Here is a 17,141-nt window from a genome sequence, read left to right as displayed (position 1 = left end):
CGAGCACGGCTGGACCGAGCCATTTGCGGGTTTCAATCCCTGATTTTTCTTTCTAGATTGCGCCCGGGGTGCCTGTTCGTTCGACGCGCATAATTTGGAATGTTCAAGACTGCCCGCTCAAAAGTTCAGACCTGGATAACGGCCGGCGCGGGAACCATTGCCGCCTTGTTCGTCGCCGGCCTGATGGGGGCATTCGGCGCCCTGCCCGCCCATGGTCCACCACAATTGCCGCCAGATGCCGTCATCGAGGCCGGCCGCTGGCGCCTGCAGCCGGTGCGCGCCTATGTCGGCCATGCCAGGGTCCACGGCGTGCCGCTGAAGCCGGGCCAGAAGGCGCTGGTGCTGGAAGTCGACATGACCAACCGCACCGCGCAATCCGACAAGGGCTATTTCAACGTCTTCGCGCCGGACGGCGTCATCCTGTCCGATCCCGTGCCGATGATCGTGTTGACACGCGATTCCACGATGACGCCGGAACTGCATCCCGGCATGACCGAGCGCATGGCCTATGTCTGGCCGCTTGCCGGGGACGCCGCCGTGCCGGCAAGCCTCGCCTTCGGCGTCACCGCCGAGATCTTCAAGCCGCGCGACAATCTCTATGGCACACCAGGCTGGTACAACCCCTACCGGCTCGGCACCGTCACCTTGCCGGTCGCCGACCTGCCGGCGGCCGGGCAGTCGCAGAGTGGGCAGTCTCAGAGTGGGCAGCCGGAAAGCGGCCCATGAGGATACGCGTGCTTGGCAATCTCGCGATCCTTTGCGCCACCGTGGTGCTGAGCTACGGCATGCAGATGACGAAGCCGCATTATGCCGACCTCACCGCACCTATCCCCATCGATGGTTCGATGCATGACACGGTGCGCGCGCGCAGCTTCGCTGTCAGCTTGGACAAGGTGATCTTCGCGCGCCAGCTCAAGACCAATCAGTTCGGTCAGGAAAAGCTTTTGACGACCAGCGGCCTATGGGCGGTGGTAACAACAAACCTCACCGCGACCAGCACCTCCACGGCGGTCGCCGACGGCTTCTGGCAAGGCCCGACCGGGCTGCGATATCACCAGACGGAGCGGCTGGGCTACCGCCCCGACATGCCGCCGCACGGCGTCGATCCGGGCCTGGACAACCATGGCCTGTTCGTCTTCGAGGTACCACCGGACCAGATCCGCGGCGCCAGGCTGCTGATATCGGCGCGCCAGTTCGGCCCGCTCGACGCGCAGGCCCGCATCAGCCTCGACGCGCTGCCGACCGGCGCTGACGGCCAGCCGGCCGACATCCTGCCGGAATTCGACCTCGACGCGGCGCCGGGCCTGACACCGCAGGACAAGACACCGCAGGGCAAGACATGAGCGCCGTTTCGACAGACACCCCGACCGTGGACCGGCAATCCGAGCGACGATGGCGCCGGCGCGGCTTGATGGCGCTCGCCATCCTGCTGCCGCTGACATTGGCCGAGACCAGCCATGACAGCGTCCGCGAATGGCTGCATGGCGAGGACCTTGTCGCCAGGGATGTCGAGTTCGGCCAATCCGTGCCGTTCGGCGGCAGCGGCTGGAAACTGGCCGATTTGCGCGGCGGCAAGGCCGGCCGCCTGCCCAACCACGCCTTCGCCGTCATCGCTACCTTCACCGTGACCATTGGCGACCCAGACCTGCAGAAACAATGGCTGGGCTGCAAGCTGATGCTGACCGACGCCGCCGGGCGCCGATGGCTGCCCGATTTCATCAGCGGCGTCAGCCTGCCCGACGGCGTGATGAATTGCGCTTCGGCCATCTTCTCCGGCGCCAAAAAAGGCGATGTCATCACCGTCGGCGACACCTTCATCGTGCCCGAGGACGCGGTGAAAACCATTCGCCCCGCCGTCGGGCTGGGCAGCGAACGGCCGTGGTATCTGCGTTTCCAGCGGCCGCCGAAGTGACAGCGCCCCAGGCTCGGCTCTGCAAGGCCGGCGCCAACAAATCCTCTACTTCCGCGCTTCGACAGTCTCGGTCACCCGCTTGGGCAGCGAGAACGCCGTCTCCAGCACGGCGGCGAGAAAACATATCCTGATCGGCTCGATCAAAATGCCGGTGGAGGAATCCTGGAACGGGCTGCCGAACAGCAGCGTCAGTCCATGGGAGAAAATCTGCCAGACATCGAGCTCGTGCGGGCCAATCAGCCGCGTCGCGCCAAGCCACAGCCAGGCCGCGCCCCAGTCGAGCAGGCGGTAGCCGACGATCAGCGTGCACAAAAGCACCAGGCTGGAACTCACCGTCAGCCGCACGCCATTGGCGATTGGCAGATAGCGCGAACGGTAGCCGGCGATGAAATGCTCGACGAAATCGCGCAGGAATTTCGGCAGTCCGGCATAGCGCCGGCCGAACCGCTCGACGCGGCTGTCGACCCGCATCAACGCCGCGTCGTCGCGCACGTCATAGCCATAGATCAGCGCCGCCATCACCAGCCAGATCAGCGGCAAAAGCATGTAGAAAAACAGATTGACCGCCACCGTCGAGGGCGCGATCGAGGTGATCTCGACCGTCACCACAGGTGCGGCGCTCGTCGCCGTCACCGGGCTCGCCAGCCCGTCGATGGACGCCTGCAGCACGGACCAGAAATTGCGGCTCATCAGCCAGTGCAGCGCGCTGTCCTTCCAGCGGCTGATGACGTAGAGACCGACGAAGATCCAGTTGGTCTCGCAGATCACCACCACGATCTGCCAGAACGACGTTGCCGTCGTCTTCGTCTGCATGAACTTGGCCAACCGGCGGATCAGCCATGACACGGCGACGGAAATCAGCAGCCAGCGCGAATCGAGCACGTCGAGCACATTGCCGCTCTGGCCGAAATCGGCCTGTTCGAGCGAGGCGCGCGAATATTGGCGCACGATATCGCCGAGGAACCCCCAGGCGGCGTAATAGGCAAAGAACGGCAGCAGCGCGATGGTGATCATGCGCACCAGCCGCGAGCCGTGCCGGTCAGTACCTCTCGCCTCCTTGCCAGCGACTTCGCTCTCGGAGGCCGCGGCCTTGTCCGCGCCGCGCTGCGCGGCCAGCACATTGGGCAGGCCTGGCCGCAGCACATGGAACATCGCAACCGTCACCACCAGCTGCGCCAGCGCCACCAGCGTCAGCATGGCAAGCCCGGCGAAATGGTTGGCGAGCGCCACCCTGGCAGCCAGCTGCAGCAGGAGATCGCCGGCCAGCACCCCGGCCAGCACCAGCGCCACGAGCTGCGGCCAGAAGCGCCGCAGCAGCGAAAAACTCAAGCTGATCGGCCCGATGATGTCGGCAACCATGAGATTCTTTCACGCTGCCCCGCGCGAAGCCTTTCTAGCAAGGCGCGGATGTTTTGCAAGAAATGGGGCAGCTTCCTGGCAAATGGCTAGGGTGAGCGCACAACCTCTCGCTCCTATCGCCTCACCCGCGACTTCAGCCAGCGGTCGAACGCCACCGCCAGGATCAGGATCAGCCCGATGACGATGCTTTGCGTGTAGGACGAGACGTTGTTGAACTGCAGGCCGTTCTGCAGCACCCCGATCAGGGCAGCCCCCACCACCGTGCCGCCGACCGAGCCGATGCCGCCGAACAGCGAGGTGCCGCCGATGACGACGGCGGAGATCACCGTCAATTCGTAGCCGATGCCGGCGACCGCTTCGGAAGAATTCAGCCTGGCCGACAGCACGAAGGCGGCAAGCCCGGCGAAGAAGCCGACGATGACATAGACCGAGACCAGGATACGGTCGACGCGCAGGCCCGACAGCCGCGCGGCCTCGGCATTGCCGCCGACGGCATAGACGGCGCGGCCATAGCGGGTGTAGCGCAGCACGATATGGCACAGGATGGCGGCGATGGCGAAGATGATCGCCGGCACCGGCACCGGACCGATCAGCCCCGTGCCGAACCAGCGCATCGAGGCGTCGAAGCCGGAGATCGGGCCGCCGTTGGAAATGGTCAGCGTCAGCCCGCGGAACACCGTCAGCCCACCCAGCGTGACGACGAAGGGCGGCACTTTCAGCCTTGTGATGGCGTACCCCTGCACGCCGCCGGCGAGCGCACCGACCACGACAGCGGCCAGCAGGGCGGCGAACCAGCCAAAACCCTGCGTGCCTGACGTCGACAGCGACAGCGTGTTGGCGGTGCCGCCCTTGGCGACCACGGCCGCCACCATGCCACAGAAGGCGAGCAGCGAGCCGACCGAAAGATCGATGCCGGCGGTGAGGATGACGAAGGTCATGCCGAGCGCGATCAGCCCGGTGATCGAGATCTGCCTGGTGATGTTGAACAGGTTGATCGGGTCGATGAAGCTCGGCTTCAGCACGGTGAAGACGATGACCAGCGCCGCCAGGAACAGCAGCGGCCCAAAGCTCATCAAAAGCCGCGCGATCGTCACGCCGCCGCGCTGGCTCTGTTCCTCGGCGATGCTCATCGTGCCTGCCCCTCCGCATCCTGTGCCGCCGCATCCTGCCTGTCGAGCGCCATCAGTTCCATCAATCTTTCCTCGTTTGCCTCGACGCCCGGCATTTCGCCGGTGATGCGCCCCTTGCGCATGGTGACGATGCGGTCCGACACCGCCAGCACCTCGGGCAGCTCGGACGAGATCATCATCACCGCGATGCCGCGCGCCGCCAGCTGCACCAGGATCTGGTGCACCTCCGCCTTGGCGCCGACATCGACGCCGCGCGTCGGCTCGTCGACGATCAGCACTTTCGGGTCGCGCGCCAGCCAGCGCGCCAGGATCACCTTCTGCTGGTTGCCGCCCGACAGGCCCTCGATCGCCTGCTCGGCCGAAGCCATGCGGATCGACAGCATCTTCCTGAACCCCGACAGCGCGTCGCGCTCGCGCCGCTCGGCCATGAAGCCGAAGCCGTTGCTGAAGCGCCCGAGGGAGGCGACGGAGAAATTCGGCAGGATACCAAGGGCTGCAAAGATCGCCTGGTGCTTGCGGTCTTCCGGCACCAGCCCAATGCCGAGCGCGATGGCGTCGGCCGGCGATGCGGGCGCGATCTGCTTGCCGTCGAGCGTGATCGTTCCCGCCGCGATGCGGTCGGCGCCGAAAATGGCGCGCGCCAGTTCCGTGCGGCCGGAGCCGACAAGACCGGCGACGCCGAGGATCTCGCCCGCCTTGAGGTCGATATCGACACCGTCGAGCACGATGGCGTGCGGCGCTTCGGGATCGCGCACGGTGCGCAAGCCCCGAACCGACAGCACCACATCGCCGGCCGCCGCGCGATGCGCCGGACGGGCGTAAAGTTCGGAAGCGGCGCGGCCGACCATCTTTTCGATGATGGCGGGCAATTTGATGGGCCCGCCCTGACGCTCGAGATGCCCCGCCAGCCTGCCGTCGCGCAGCACCGTCATGCGGTCGCAGATGGCGGATGCCTCGTCCAGCCGGTGGGTGACGAACATGATGGCAACATGGTCCTTGCGCAGCCGGTCCATGATCGACAGCAGCCTCTGCACCTCCGTCTCGGTCAGCGCCGAGGTCGGCTCGTCCATGATGATCAGCCGGCTTTTCAAGGACAACGCGCGGGCGATCTCGACCAACTGCTGCTCGGCCACCGACAGCGCCGAAACCGGCGTCATCGGATCGATGGTAAGGCCGACACGGGCAATGATGGCGCGGGAATCCTGTTCCATCTTGCGCCAGCTCACCAGCCCAAGCCGGCCGATCGGCGCGCGGCCGATGAAAATGTTCTCCGCCACGGTCAGCGTCGGGATCAGGCTGAGTTCCTGGTAGATGGTGACGATGCCCAGCCGCTTGGCCTCCTGCGGGCTCGCCGGCTGGTAGTCGGCGCCGTCGAAGGTGATGCGGCCGCCGGACGGTGGCATGACGCCCGACAGGATTTTCAGAAGCGTCGATTTCCCCGCGCCGTTTTCGCCAAGCAGGCCGAGGATTTCGCCGGCGCGGGCATCGAGCGAGACATCGCTCAGCGCGGTCACCCCGGCGAAATGCTTGGTGACGCCCTCGACGGCAAGCAGGATGGGGGATGCGGCTTCAGATGGAGACAAGGAGTGCTCCTTGATGCGGTTCAGGCTGTGCTTGAACACCCCCCTCTGGCCTGCCGGCCATCTCCCCCGCAAGGGGGGAGATCACCAGTGTCTCTGACCGCGCTTTTCCTGCAACGTTTGAGGTTGGCGAAAGGAGACGAACAGTCAATCTCCCCCCTTGCGGGGGAGATGTCCGGCAGGACAGAGGGGGGTGCTGTCCCGCCCGCCTCGCCAATCGGCCGATGTCCACCCGCCCCTACTTCGTCTCGTTCAGCCTCTCCGCCTTGTCGAGATTGTCCTTGCCGATGACGATAGGCGTGAGCAGCACCAGCTTCTCCTTCGGCTCCGTCTTGTCCTTGGCGTAGGCGACCGCGATCTGCACGGCGGTGCGCGACTGCTTGCCTGGGAACTGTTCGACCGTGCCGGCGAGCTTGCCGTCGCGCACGGCCACCAGCGCTTCCGGCAGCGCGTCGAAGCCGTAGATCTTGACGTCGCTGAAATTGCGCGCGGCACACGCTTCGAGCGCGCCGAGCGCCATGTCGTCATTGGCGCAGATGATGGCGTCCGGCTTGCCGTTGGCGGCAAGGCCGGCTTCCGTCACCGTCAGCGCCTCGGCGCGGGCGAAGTTGGCGGTCTGCTCGTAGACGATCTGGTACTTGTCCTTCAGCGGATCGAGCACATTGTGCACGCCCTTGTTGCGGTCGATCGCGGGACCCGCGCCCGGCTGGCCTTGCAGGTGGAACAACTTGGCGCCATTGGGGAACGCGGCCACCACGGCCTGGGCTTCCGCCTCGCCGCCCTTGACATTGTCGGCGCCGACATGGGCCAGAATGCCCTGGACACCGTCGACGCGGCGGTCGATCGTCACCACGGGAACGCCGGCCTTCACCGCTTCCTCGATGGCTGGCGCCAGCGCGTTGACGTCGAGCGGCGAGATGACGATGGCGTTGACCTTCTGCACCAGCGCCGCCTCGATGTCGGCGGTCTGCTTGGTGGCCGAGTTCTGGCCGTCGCTCTCGGTCAGGTTGACGCCTTGCGCCTGCGCTTCGGCCTTGATCTCGTTCAGCATGTGCACGAAGAACGGAAAGCCGAGACTGGGCACCGAGCCCAGTATGGTGAGTTTGTCCTCGGCGAAAGCCGAGCGTGCGGCGAGCATCATGGCGCCCGCGGCCACGGACGTCATCAGGAATTCGCGTCTGTTCATGGGTTCCTCCTCCACAGAAGCGCACGGCCCCTAAAAACCGGGACCGGTTTCAGGAAGGATCATGCGCCGGTTAAAGTGTTGGAGCATCCTCCTTGCGCCAAGAACGCATGCCGCTCCAGCTGACAGCCGCCTAAATTCCTCCGATCGGCGTCAACAAGAGGATGCTAACCCAGGGTCAACCATTTGTGCAACATCGATATAACAGCCAGGACAGCAACTTGTCGGAATTGTCTGAATTTTGGACTCTTCGGTCCGAAGGCCTTCTACGTCAGGAACGCCAAGGAGCGGCTCCAGAGCTGCGCGGCCGCCGTTGCATTGTAATCGGACAGTGCCGGGTCGGAAAAATAATGTCCCGCGTTTGGATAGCGGAAAACCTGCACATCCGCTCTCGCTGCCTCCGCGCTTTCCTGCCAGGCAGTGACGTCGGGCTCGGGGAACAGTGGATCGGTGTCCGCGACATGCAGTTGGATGGGCAAGCCGGGTCGTGTGTTGGCAGGCACGGTCGCCAAACCATGCAGCAGCAGAACACCCGCTGCCAGCGGCCGCGACTCCCAGAATTCCGCCACCACGCCGGCTCCCATCGAGATACCCGCCAGCACCGCATCCCCCGGCGTCGAGGCCAGAGCCTCTCGCGCCTTCAGGCAGATGGCACCCCAGCCGATCCGCGCCTTGATCGCGAAACCTTCATCCAGATCATCCGTCGCCGCACCCTGATAAAGATCTGGCAGTGCGACCGCATGGCCGCAGACGCGAAGGCATTCCGCAAGATGACGCTCGATCGGGCGAAGGCCAAGAACCGAGTGAAACAGGATGATGTCCGTCATGCACCGGCCCCTAGGTCGCGCAGATCCAGTCATTTTTACCTGCCGGGGCGTGCAGCCTCAAGGCACACCGCATCGGCTTCCATTTTCCCGGTGCGCCACTACCTTTGGGACGGCCAGGCCGACGAAATGGAGACACCATATGAAGCCGCGCATCATCTGCCACATGCTTGCCTCGCTCGACGGCAGCCTTCATCCGAGCCGCTATACTGAAAGCCCCGACGGCAGCCGGGCGGAGTGGTCGGGCCTCTATGAAAAGATCCACAACGACCTCGAAGGTGACGCCTGGATCGTCGGCCGCGTCACCATGGCCGAGATGAGCAAGGCCGCCGCGCATCCGCCCGAGCATGTGGGCAAGGTCGATCGGCCGCATCATTTCGCGCGGCGCGACGCGGGCAGCTTTGCCGTGGCGCTCGATGCCTCGGGCAAGCTGCACTTCGCCAAACCCGATATCGGCGGCGACCATGTCGTGGTGCTGCTCGGGTATGATGTGGCCGACAGCCATCTGGCCGAGCTCGCCACTGACGGCGTGTCTTATATCGTGTCGCAAACGCCCGGCATCGATCTCGCCGCCATGCTGGACGTGCTTGCCCGTGAGCTCGGCATCCGCCGTCTGCTGCTCGAAGGCGGCGCCGGCATCAACGGCTCCTTCCTGGCGGCGGGGCTGGTCGATGAACTCAGCCTTCTCATTGCCCCCGCGCTCGACGCGCGGGCGGCAAACCAGGGCTTTGTCGAGTTCGGTGAAAGCGGCCTTGCCGACAAGGTGCGGTTGTCGCTCAAGGATTGCAAAGCCCTCGCGCATGGGCTCGTCCATTTGCGCTATGCCGTCACCCCGGGCTAAGGCCGCCTCTTACGCGCCTCAGTATCGCATCGCGTCCAGATCGGCGATCAGCGTCGGGCCGGTCGGACGCCAGCCGAGCCGCGCCTGGGTCAGCGCGCTGGAGGCCGGCAGGTCCATGGGGGCGAACATCGCCATCCAGCCGAAATGCTCCGCCGCCTTTTCCGGCGCGATCGAAACCACCGGCAGGTTCAGTCCCCGGCCAAGCGCCTCGGCGATCGCGCGTACCTCGACGCCTTCCTCGCCGACGGCGTGATAGCGCGCGCCGGGCTGCCGCTTCTCCACCGCGAGCCGGTAAAGACGCGCGGCGTCCGCGACATGGCCGGCCGAATAGCGGTTGCGGCCCTCGCCGACATAGGCCGAGGTGCCCTTCTGGCGCGCGATCTCGATGAGCGGCGAAATCAGCCCCTGCTTAAGCGTGTTGTGGACCTGCGGCAGGCGCATCACCGACAGGTTGATGCCCGCCTCCAGCAACGCATTCCCGGCGAGTTCCGAGGCGATGCGCGGATTGGGGTGATCGGGGTTGAAGACATCCTCGACGGCCAGTTGGCCGTGGCCGGGACTGCCCATGCCGACGCCCGAGGTGATCACCAGCGGCCGGTCGGAGCCGGCGAGTGCCTGGCCGAGCGCGGCGATGACACGGCTGTCCTTTTCGCAATTCTCGGCGAACCGCGAAAAATCATGGTCGAACGCGGTGTGGATCACGGCTTCCGCCTCCGCCGCGCCGTCGCGCAGGCCTTGGGGATTCTCGAGGGTTCCCCGATACACCTCGGCGCCGGCGGCGGCCAACGCCTCGGCACCGGCATCGGAGCGGGTGACGCCGACGACCTGATGGCCGGCCTGAAGAAGTTCGGGAACGATGGCCGAACCGATGAAACCGGTCGCGCCGGTTAAAAAGATACGCATGCAAAATCTCCTGCACAGTTGCCTGCGTACTATCGCTGCTCTATTATTCCATTAAAGTAGTGATCTTATCATGGTATAATGGCTAACAGGATGTCCAACACTTCCGCCGGTTCGCTCGCAGCATTCCTGAAAGACAGACGCACCCGGCTCGACCCCTCATCGTTCGGCTTTTCCGGGCGCAGGCGCACGCCGGGACTGCGCCGGGAAGAGGTCGCGCAACGCGCCAACATCAGCCCGACCTGGTACACATGGCTGGAACAGGGACGCGGCGGCGCGCCTTCGGCCGACGTGCTGAACCGGATCGCCAAGGGCCTGCTGCTGACCGAGGCCGAGCGCGAACATCTTTTCATGCTGGGGCTCGGGCGCCCGCCCGAGGTCCGCTACATCGGCGCCGACGGCGTCAGCCCCAGGCTGCAGCGCCTTATCGACACGCTCGAGGCAAGCCCGGCCCTGATCAAGACGGCGACCTGGGATGTCGTCGCCTGGAACCGCGCCGCGCAAGTCGTGATGACCGATTACAGCACCTTGCCCGCTGGCCAGCGCAACATCCTGCGGTTTATGTTCCTGAGCCCCACCATCCGCGCCAAGCAGCACGATTGGGAGAACCTCGCCCGTTTCGTGGTCGGCGCGTTCCGGGCCGATGCGGCGCGCGCCGGCGCGGTGTCAGAGGTCGCCCAACTGGTGGAGGAGCTTTGCAGCGCCAGCCCGGAATTCGACGCGCTGTGGCGGGAAAACGACGTGCTCAGCCATGGCGACGGGACAAAGCGCCTGAAGCATCCCGAACTCGGCGACATCGAGCTGGAATATTCAGCCTTCGCGGTGGATGGCCGGCCGGATCTGAGCCTGACCGTCTACAATCCGGTGGACAGCAAGGTCGCCGATCGGATCCGCGATCTCGCCCGGCGGCACCAGGAGCGAGAGCTGGACCTGTCGCGTTGACTCTGGATCCCATTCAAGGCGGCGTTCGCACACCCGTTCAGCTTGCGCAAGGCCGGCATCCACTCACACAAATTCTGATTGTCAGGCAACGCATTTGCACGGTTGGCCCGCCGCCAGCCGGCAGCGGGCCAGGCGCCGCTACTGGATGATCTTGACGATCTTGCGGGTGCTTGGATCCACGATCACGGTCCGGTCGTCGACGACGGTGTAGCGATACTTGACGTTGGGGACTTCGTGAAGCTCGACGGTATCGGGCAAGGCCGTGCCGACGTTGAGTTCCACGCCGGGAACCTTGACCGAAGCCAGCGGCTGCTTATGCACATACTCCTTGATCACTGTTTCCTGCTCGGGCTGGATGACGACGTCCTCGGCAGCGGCTGCGCCGACACCTGCGAGCAAGAGAACGGCGGCTACGGCGGCAAGATCTTTTTTCATGAGTACCTCCATCTGAAACCTGCACAGCACAACATTGTCACCGCGCTGCCGGATCGAACTTCAGGCATGATTGAATGTTCCAGGCTTGGGCTTCGGTCCGGCCAGCACCGGACTTAGGTCCCATCGAAAAACGCAATAGTCCTGCCGGCGCCGCCGCCGGGAACGGCCGTCTTTCGCGCTCGTTGTTCGCTGCAAGTTCATCGCGGATACCTGACGGATGTCGGGCAGCACTGCGGGTGTGTTTTTTGCGAATTGGCGCAGCTACGTCCCTTCCTGCGCCAATAGGGTTCGCTCACTGCTTCAGGCGGTGAGCGAACCCTAAACCCTCGGCGTCAGCCGATAAGTGAGGAGGTTTAATGTTCAGCGACAAGGAAACCCGCCTTATGGAGGCGGCGCTGGTGATGGCGGTCCCGTTGTCGGCCTTGATCGCCGTCCTGCTCGTCAGCCTTACTTTGAACTGGTAGCAGCCCTGCTGCCTTTACCGCCAATCGTGGGGTCGAGTTGAGGCCATGGGACAACAGATCCGTCCATACAATCCCAACCTGACCATGCTGGCCCGATCTGACCATGCTAGCCGCCAAAGGGAGGAGAATCGCGCCTTTGTCGCCGTGGAGCAAGGCGGACGGAACCGGCGCGCTTTCCGCTTTCGAGAAAGGAGCCCGGCCTGCTTTGGCGGAGGGCTCGGCACGTTGCGAGCAGGCCGGGCTATGCTCCGGCTGCCACACTTGGCGGAGGCTCGGGCCGGTGCAAAGGCAGGTTGTGCGTTTATCGCTCGACCCGCAACTCGGACTGAAGTCCTGCGAACCAGGCGCATTGGTCCCAAACATTGAACATAGTTTGCTGGCGCTCGTTGCCGAGAGGGACGCGTGAATTGGAGAAGAGCAATGCGGCTTGGTGAGATCATCGCCAACACCTTGGCCATCCTCTTGCTGGTCTGTTTTCTCGCCAGCACATTCTTCCTTTTCGGGAAGCCATTGTGGCCGGAGCAGCATGCCCGCATGATCATCATCGTGCCGGTTGACGCGATGGCGACAGCCTCGACCAGCCGCAGTGGCCCACCCGCGCTGCCAGGCACCTTCGACACCGGCCTTGCCCATCCAAGGCCGTCCTGATGGGCATCGGCGATGGGGGAGCCGACGCTGGCCGGTGCGACGGAGCGCTGCTTGCGGCAAGCCTGCAAGCCTAGTCGAGCTTCTGGATGCGCCCTTTGTCGAGACGGAACACGCCATCGTTGCCGCCTTGTTGCTCGAAGTCGGTCTGCAGCTCATCCCAGATACCAAGATATCTGCCGCACTCGGCGCAACTGATCCGCGTCGATGGTGTCGCATCGGCCGGGATTTGCAGGCGGATGGTGCCGCAAAAAGGGCACTCCAATCGGTGATCGAGATATTCGCCAGGGCGCGTCTGTAGTAGCCTGCGCACAGCTTCCTCCTGGATTTGGGTGGAAGCAGGATGATCGCTCCCAAGCGCCCACGTGTCTTCGCGTCGCGGACGGCCTTTGACAAGTTACGCCAGCCATTGGCGGGGTCAATAAACAAAGACATGACTGCCAATCACCAGCCCAATCCTGGAAGCGTGGCGGCCGCCGCATCTCCAGGCAGGCGCCTGACCCCGGCAGCGAATACAGCTTCACGAACGGCCCGGAACCAAACCACCCGGCAGCGGTTTCCCAATGGAAGGGACCGCAAACCACGGAAGCAGCAATGGAACTTTTGACCTTGGAACTTGCCAGGGCGAGGCAGCGACTTAACCGGGCGGAACTCGCCCTTGAACGCGCAAACGCGATGCTGGACGAAGACTGTGGCGTCGGTATCAATCTGCGGCTTTGTGACAGGATAAGATCCGCGCAACAACGCGTCGGCGAAGCGAAGGCTCGTCTTGTGAAGCTCGATCGCGCCAGCACGGATTCAGTTCACTCCGGCTGAAGCTTACGCGCCACCGAGAGAGCTTCCCGCCCGGACCCTCGTTCAGGCAATCGCAAGCTCAGCCTTGATCCAAATCCACCGGCAGTGGCCTTGCAAGTCTCATATCTTGCGCCGGGAACCGGTCGAGCGTTGGTCGCTGAGATGCGGGCGCCAGCCATGCACCCGGTCCCGCCCGGCGGCCTTGGCGCCGTAAAGCGCCTCGTCGGCGCGTCTCAGAAGATCGGCAATCTCCATCGCGGCGCCGTCCGCATCGAGGGTGCTCACCCCAATGCTGACCGTGACGATACCCTTTTCGCTGCCGGCATGCGCCATGGCAAGGTCGCGCACCTTGCTCCTGAGGGTCTCGGCGATGACGAAGGCGCCCCGGGCGTCGGTCTCCGGCAGGATGAGCGCGAACTCCTCGCCGCCGTAGCGGGCCGCCGCGTCGGCCGGACGGCGGGCAGTCGCCTGGATGCAGCGGCTCACGGCACGCAGGCAATCATCGCCCGCCGGATGGCCGTAATGGTCGTTGAACCGCTTAAACCAGTCGACATCGATGATCACCAGGCTGAGCGGCGCCGCATTGCGCCTGGCGCGCGAGAATTCGCGCGCCAGCGCTTCATCGAAGGCGCGGCGCGTCCACAGTTCGGTCAGCCCGTCGCGGTGCGCCAGAAGGTTCAGCTTCTCGTTGACGGCCAGCAGTTCGGCCTCGACCTGCTTGGCCTCGGTGATGTCGGAAAAGACGCTGAGGCTGCCGCCGTCGCCTGTCGGCCGGGTGCGTACGTCGAGCCAGCGGCCGTCGGCGAGCCGGACCTGGCGGTGGCTGACAAGCTTCTGCGAGGCCATGATGCCGTCGATCCAGCCCTCGACCGCGTCTGGCGGTGTGGTCCCCTCGCCGCGCGCCGCCGAGGCGCGCAGGATGTCGCGATAGTCGGCGCCGGGCACCCTCATCTCAGCCGTCTTAGGAAACATGGCGCGATACTGGTCGTTGCACAGCACCAGCCTGCCGTCCGGGTCGAACATCACCAGACCGTCGGCCATGTGTGTCAAGGCGTCTCCGAGCCGGACCCGACTTTCCGCCAGCTCGGTCTCGAGCTGCTTGCGCGCCGTGATGTCGCGATTGTGCGTGATCAGGCCGACGACGGCCCCGCTCCTGTCGCGAAAGGGCGCCTTCAAGGTCGCCAGCCAGCCTTCGGTTCCATCCTCGTGATGAAGGTGCTGTTCGATGGTGGACGAGACGCCCGACGCCAGCACGGCAAGCTCGTCCTCGCGGAAACCTTTCGCCGTCTCGCGCGGATAGAAGTCGAAGTCCGTCTTGCCGATCAGCGCCTTGGCGTCTGGCGCCTGCATCAGTTCGGCCGTTGCCGGATTGGCCGCGATGAACCGCCCGTCGAGGTCCTTGACGTTCAGGCAATCCGGCAGCGTCTCCACCACGGCCTTGTAGATGCGCCGCGACTGCAGCGCCTCGAGGCGCCGCCGCTCCTGGTAAAGCGTAAGCCCCGACAGCACCACCGAGACGAAGATGAGCAGGGAGGAAGGCAGCGCAACCTTCGGCAGGACTGTTTGCAGTACATCCCGCGGCAGGACGCTGAGGCCAAGCAGCGACGCCGCCGCTGCCGCCGCGCCGAGGGTCATGATGTCGACCATGGTGGGCCGGCGGCCCCTAAGGGCAAGGTTTCCGGCAACACCGACCAGCATGGCGGCCGCGATCCCCACCGCGCCGGCGAAGGCGCCGATGCCACCCTCGAAAGTCCGGAACGCACCGGCCATAACCCCGGCGACGACGCCGGCGACGGGACCGCCGAAGAAGCCGGCAACGGCAATCATCGTCGCCCTGAGATCGGCGAGCACGCCAGGCTGCAGCTGCATTGGTGTGAGCATCAGGATGATGGCTCCGGCGCCCATCAGCAGGCCGAAGGTCGCCGCCTTTGCGGCGGGCGCCCAGCGGTCCAGCCACACATGGGTGTGGATCCAGACCGACACGAACATCGCCACGACCGCCAGATTGGCCAGCAATTCGGACCAGGGCGAACCCATTGGGCGCCTTTCCTGTTACCGGGCTTTCGCCGTACCGCCTCCTCGATAGACCCTCAATGACAACAAAGTGTTACATCAGGGATTGCCTTTGGTCGAAGGAGCCAGGCCGTCGCGCCCCCCCTCACCACCGCATCCCGTCGACAAAATCGATGAATGCCCGCAGCGGCGCTGGCGTCAGGCGGCGGCCGGGGTAGTAAAGGAACGGACCCGAGAATTCCTGCCACCAAGGCTCCAGCACGGGCTCGAGCCTGCCATCGTCGAAATAGGGGCGCAGCCAGTCCTCGAACAATGAGACGATACCGCCGCCGTCGACCGCCACGCTGACAGCGAGGTCCATCGCCGTGCCGGTGCTGACCAGCAGCGGGCCGGTCGGGTCGACGCTCACCGTCTCGCCGTTGCGTTCGAAGTCCCAGGGCGGCATGGAGCCGCTGGCGAAGCGGCCGCGCAGGCAGGCGTGATCGAGCAGGTCGCGTGGATGGCCGGGCCGGCCGCGCCGATCGAGATAGGCCGGTGCGGCGGCGGTGGCGAAGCGCTGCCGGCGCGGGCCGATCGGCACCGCGATCATGTCCTGCTCCAGCCGTTCGTCATAGCGGATGCCGGCATCGCAGCCGCTCGCCAGTATGTCGACGAAACTGTCCTCGGCGGTCACTTCGACGCGGATGTCGGGATAGGCCGCGAGGAAGGGCGGCAGAAGGCGCGGCAGCACCAGTTTCGCCGCCACCACCGGCACGTTGAGCCGTAGCGTGCCGGCCGGACGGCCGCGAAACCCGTTGACCACGTCGAGCGCGGCCTCGACCTCGCCGAGCGCGGGACCGAGCCGCTCCAGCAGGCGCGCGCCGGCTTCGGTGGGGGCGACGCTGCGCGTGGTACGGTTGAGGAGCCGCACGCCAAGCCCCGTTTCCAGCCGTCGCACCGTCTCGCTCAGGCTGGAGGCGCTGAAGCCGGTCGTCCGCGCCGCCTGCCGAAACCCGCCGGCGCGCGCCACCACCATGAATGCCTGGAGGTCACCCAGATCCGTCGCCATTGTTCTCCTTTCCGCACAGCCTGTGCCGACTGCGCCATATTATCGCGCGTGCGGGGACTGTCTATATCGAGCCGATCCAAAGGAGATCGAGACCCATGACCGACATCAGCAAGGCCGGAACTTTCAAGCTCGGCGACCGCACCGTGAAGCGCCTGGGCTATGGCGCCATGCAACTGGCCGGACCCGGCGTCTTCGGCCCGCCGAAGGACCGCGATGCGGCGATCGCCGTGCTGCGCGAGGCCGTTGCCAGCGGCGTCGACCATATCGACACATCGGATTTCTATGGTCCGCACGTCACCAACCAGATCATCCGCGAGGCGCTGCACCCCTATCCCGCGGACCTCACCATCGTCACCAAGATCAGTGCGCGGCGCGGCGAGGATGCCTCGTGGATCCCGGCGATGTCGCCACAGGAACTGACGCAGGCCGTGCACGACAATCTGCGCAATCTCGGGCTGGACGTGATCGAGGTCGTGAACCTGCGCTCCATGCATGGCATCCACGGGCCCGCCGAAGGCTCGCTCGAGCCGCAACTCGAAACGCTCGCCGAACTGCAGCGCCAGGGGCTTGTGCGCCATATTGGCTTGAGCAATGTCACCCGCAAGCAGATCGCGCAGGGACGCGGCATGGCCGACATCGTCTGCGTGCAGAACCAATACAACATCGCCCATCGCCAGGACGACGCGCTGATCGGCGAGCTTGCCGCCGACGGCATCGCCTATGTGCCGTTCTTCCCGCTCGGCGGCTTCACGCCGCTGCAGTCGAGCACGCTTGCCGACGTCGCGCAAAAGCTCGGCGCTACCCCCATGCAGGTGGCGCTCGCCTGGCTGTTGCAGCGCTCGCCCAACATCCTGCTCATCCCCGGCACCTCGTCGGTCGGGCATCTTAGGGAGAACCTGGCGGCGGCCGAGCTTAAGCTGCCGGCGGATGCCGTCCAGGTCTTGAACGGCATAGCAGGCGAGACCGAGCAGGCTGCTTGACGCGTCGAAAGGCCCTTGCCGGATATTACCATTGCTGTTTGGCCGGCCTGCCGCCGAGGCCTCGATGCGGCCTCGGCGGCAGCTTGCCAA

The 17,141-nt window shown here is 65.2% G+C and carries 18 protein-coding genes; 8 read left to right on the top strand and 10 right to left on the bottom strand.

Going from position 1 to position 17,141, the window contains the following annotated elements:
- Positions 1-99 precede the first annotated feature (99 nt).
- The 3 genes from FJ943_RS22600 to FJ943_RS22590 are packed head-to-tail and all read left to right on the top strand — an operon-like array spanning position 100 to position 1,912.
- Positions 100-726 carry a hypothetical protein gene (locus FJ943_RS22600; RefSeq protein ID WP_140725032.1) on the top strand — a complete coding sequence of 209 codons (627 nt, stop codon included), beginning with the start codon at positions 100-102 and terminating at the stop codon, positions 724-726.
- A complete protein-coding gene (locus tag FJ943_RS22595; protein ID WP_140617905.1) occupies positions 723-1,343 on the top strand; it encodes a hypothetical protein in 621 nt (206 codons plus the stop codon). Before FJ943_RS22600 ends, FJ943_RS22595 begins: the two co-directional genes overlap by 4 nt.
- On the top strand, positions 1,340-1,912 hold the full coding sequence (locus tag FJ943_RS22590) for a hypothetical protein (RefSeq protein WP_140725029.1): 573 nt from the start codon (positions 1,340-1,342) through the stop codon (positions 1,910-1,912). The genes FJ943_RS22595 and FJ943_RS22590 overlap by 4 nt, the downstream gene beginning before the upstream one ends.
- Positions 1,913-1,957: 45 nt before the next feature.
- On the opposite strand, the gene FJ943_RS22585 is transcribed toward FJ943_RS22590, so the two are convergent.
- From FJ943_RS22585 to FJ943_RS22560, 5 genes are all read right to left on the bottom strand, one after another.
- A complete protein-coding gene (locus FJ943_RS22585) occupies positions 1,958-3,271 on the bottom strand; it encodes a hypothetical protein (RefSeq protein ID WP_140725027.1) in 1,314 nt (437 codons plus the stop codon).
- A 113-nt stretch (positions 3,272-3,384) separates the two neighbouring features.
- Positions 3,385-4,401: an ABC transporter permease gene (locus tag FJ943_RS22580; RefSeq protein ID WP_140725024.1), complete on the bottom strand. Its 1,017-nt coding sequence runs from the start codon at positions 4,399-4,401 to the stop codon at positions 3,385-3,387.
- A complete protein-coding gene (locus FJ943_RS22575) occupies positions 4,398-5,999 on the bottom strand; it encodes a sugar ABC transporter ATP-binding protein (RefSeq protein ID WP_181174618.1) in 1,602 nt (533 codons plus the stop codon). Before FJ943_RS22575 ends, FJ943_RS22580 begins: the two co-directional genes overlap by 4 nt.
- A gap of 220 nt (positions 6,000-6,219) precedes the next feature.
- Positions 6,220-7,167 (bottom strand): substrate-binding domain-containing protein, encoded by a 948-nt coding sequence (locus tag FJ943_RS22565; RefSeq protein WP_140663528.1) that lies wholly within the window; start codon positions 7,165-7,167, stop codon positions 6,220-6,222.
- 263 nt (positions 7,168-7,430) lie between these two features.
- Positions 7,431-7,991: a dienelactone hydrolase family protein gene (locus FJ943_RS22560; protein WP_015316807.1), complete on the bottom strand. Its 561-nt coding sequence runs from the start codon at positions 7,989-7,991 to the stop codon at positions 7,431-7,433.
- Positions 7,992-8,130: 139 nt separating this feature from the next.
- Between FJ943_RS22560 and FJ943_RS22555 the strand changes: the two genes are divergently transcribed.
- The gene (locus tag FJ943_RS22555) at positions 8,131-8,829 is read left to right on the top strand and encodes a RibD family protein (RefSeq protein ID WP_140725018.1); all 699 of its coding nucleotides are present in this window, start codon (positions 8,131-8,133) and stop codon (positions 8,827-8,829) included.
- Between the two features lie 18 nt (positions 8,830-8,847).
- Here FJ943_RS22555 and FJ943_RS22550 read toward each other — a convergent pair whose 3' ends face one another.
- On the bottom strand, positions 8,848-9,732 hold the full coding sequence (locus tag FJ943_RS22550; RefSeq protein ID WP_140663534.1) for an SDR family oxidoreductase: 885 nt from the start codon (positions 9,730-9,732) through the stop codon (positions 8,848-8,850).
- A 90-nt stretch (positions 9,733-9,822) separates the two neighbouring features.
- Between FJ943_RS22550 and FJ943_RS22545 the strand changes: the two genes are divergently transcribed.
- Positions 9,823-10,671 (top strand): helix-turn-helix transcriptional regulator, encoded by an 849-nt coding sequence (locus FJ943_RS22545; protein ID WP_224527304.1) that lies wholly within the window; start codon positions 9,823-9,825, stop codon positions 10,669-10,671.
- Positions 10,672-10,809: 138 nt separating this feature from the next.
- On the opposite strand, the gene FJ943_RS22540 is transcribed toward FJ943_RS22545, so the two are convergent.
- On the bottom strand, positions 10,810-11,106 hold the full coding sequence (locus FJ943_RS22540; RefSeq protein ID WP_015316803.1) for a DUF1236 domain-containing protein: 297 nt from the start codon (positions 11,104-11,106) through the stop codon (positions 10,810-10,812).
- An 884-nt stretch (positions 11,107-11,990) separates the two neighbouring features.
- Between FJ943_RS22540 and FJ943_RS22535 the strand changes: the two genes are divergently transcribed.
- Entirely contained in the window at positions 11,991-12,218 is a 228-nt protein-coding gene (locus FJ943_RS22535) for a polymerase (RefSeq protein ID WP_140725012.1), read from the top strand.
- A gap of 70 nt (positions 12,219-12,288) precedes the next feature.
- On the opposite strand, the gene FJ943_RS22530 is transcribed toward FJ943_RS22535, so the two are convergent.
- On the bottom strand, positions 12,289-12,528 hold the full coding sequence (locus tag FJ943_RS22530) for a hypothetical protein (RefSeq protein WP_015316799.1): 240 nt from the start codon (positions 12,526-12,528) through the stop codon (positions 12,289-12,291).
- Positions 12,529-12,809: 281 nt separating this feature from the next.
- Here FJ943_RS22530 and FJ943_RS22525 point away from each other — a divergent pair, with 281 nt between their 5' ends.
- Complete coding sequence (locus FJ943_RS22525) at positions 12,810-13,031, top strand: hypothetical protein (RefSeq protein ID WP_015316798.1); 222 nt, start codon at positions 12,810-12,812, stop codon at positions 13,029-13,031.
- A gap of 99 nt (positions 13,032-13,130) precedes the next feature.
- On the opposite strand, the gene FJ943_RS22520 is transcribed toward FJ943_RS22525, so the two are convergent.
- Complete coding sequence (locus FJ943_RS22520; RefSeq protein WP_140725009.1) at positions 13,131-15,047, bottom strand: diguanylate cyclase; 1,917 nt, start codon at positions 15,045-15,047, stop codon at positions 13,131-13,133.
- Between the two features lie 121 nt (positions 15,048-15,168).
- Complete coding sequence (locus tag FJ943_RS22515) at positions 15,169-16,071, bottom strand: LysR family transcriptional regulator (RefSeq protein ID WP_140725006.1); 903 nt, start codon at positions 16,069-16,071, stop codon at positions 15,169-15,171.
- 95 nt (positions 16,072-16,166) lie between these two features.
- On the opposite strand from FJ943_RS22515, the gene FJ943_RS22510 reads away from it, so the two are divergent.
- The gene (locus FJ943_RS22510) at positions 16,167-17,051 is read left to right on the top strand and encodes an aldo/keto reductase family oxidoreductase (protein ID WP_140725003.1); all 885 of its coding nucleotides are present in this window, start codon (positions 16,167-16,169) and stop codon (positions 17,049-17,051) included.
- Positions 17,052-17,141 lie beyond the last annotated feature (90 nt).

The sequence above is a fragment of the Mesorhizobium sp. B2-3-10 genome (assembly GCF_006442275.1).
GTDB lineage: Bacteria > Pseudomonadota > Alphaproteobacteria > Rhizobiales > Rhizobiaceae > Mesorhizobium > Mesorhizobium australicum.
The sequence above is the reverse complement of the archived record's forward strand: the minus strand, read 5'-3'. Positions and strand labels throughout refer to the sequence as shown.

Coding starts and splice junctions, on each gene's coding strand:
- FJ943_RS22560 (WP_015316807.1), bottom strand. CDS start 7,991: ATGACGGACATCATCCTGTTTCACTCGGTTCTTGGCCTTCGCCCGATC.
- FJ943_RS22580 (WP_140725024.1), bottom strand. CDS start 4,401: ATGAGCATCGCCGAGGAACAGAGCCAGCGCGGCGGCGTGACGATCGCG.
- FJ943_RS22520 (WP_140725009.1), bottom strand. CDS start 15,047: ATGGGTTCGCCCTGGTCCGAATTGCTGGCCAATCTGGCGGTCGTGGCG.
- FJ943_RS22545 (WP_224527304.1), top strand. CDS start 9,823: ATGTCCAACACTTCCGCCGGTTCGCTCGCAGCATTCCTGAAAGACAGA.
- FJ943_RS22515 (WP_140725006.1), bottom strand. CDS start 16,071: ATGGCGACGGATCTGGGTGACCTCCAGGCATTCATGGTGGTGGCGCGC.
- FJ943_RS22590 (WP_140725029.1), top strand. CDS start 1,340: ATGAGCGCCGTTTCGACAGACACCCCGACCGTGGACCGGCAATCCGAG.
- FJ943_RS22565 (WP_140663528.1), bottom strand. CDS start 7,167: ATGAACAGACGCGAATTCCTGATGACGTCCGTGGCCGCGGGCGCCATG.
- FJ943_RS22525 (WP_015316798.1), top strand. CDS start 12,810: ATGGAACTTTTGACCTTGGAACTTGCCAGGGCGAGGCAGCGACTTAAC.
- FJ943_RS22540 (WP_015316803.1), bottom strand. CDS start 11,106: ATGAAAAAAGATCTTGCCGCCGTAGCCGCCGTTCTCTTGCTCGCAGGT.
- FJ943_RS22555 (WP_140725018.1), top strand. CDS start 8,131: ATGAAGCCGCGCATCATCTGCCACATGCTTGCCTCGCTCGACGGCAGC.
- FJ943_RS22595 (WP_140617905.1), top strand. CDS start 723: ATGAGGATACGCGTGCTTGGCAATCTCGCGATCCTTTGCGCCACCGTG.
- FJ943_RS22550 (WP_140663534.1), bottom strand. CDS start 9,732: ATGCGTATCTTTTTAACCGGCGCGACCGGTTTCATCGGTTCGGCCATC.
- FJ943_RS22600 (WP_140725032.1), top strand. CDS start 100: ATGTTCAAGACTGCCCGCTCAAAAGTTCAGACCTGGATAACGGCCGGC.
- FJ943_RS22535 (WP_140725012.1), top strand. CDS start 11,991: ATGCGGCTTGGTGAGATCATCGCCAACACCTTGGCCATCCTCTTGCTG.
- FJ943_RS22510 (WP_140725003.1), top strand. CDS start 16,167: ATGACCGACATCAGCAAGGCCGGAACTTTCAAGCTCGGCGACCGCACC.
- FJ943_RS22585 (WP_140725027.1), bottom strand. CDS start 3,271: ATGGTTGCCGACATCATCGGGCCGATCAGCTTGAGTTTTTCGCTGCTG.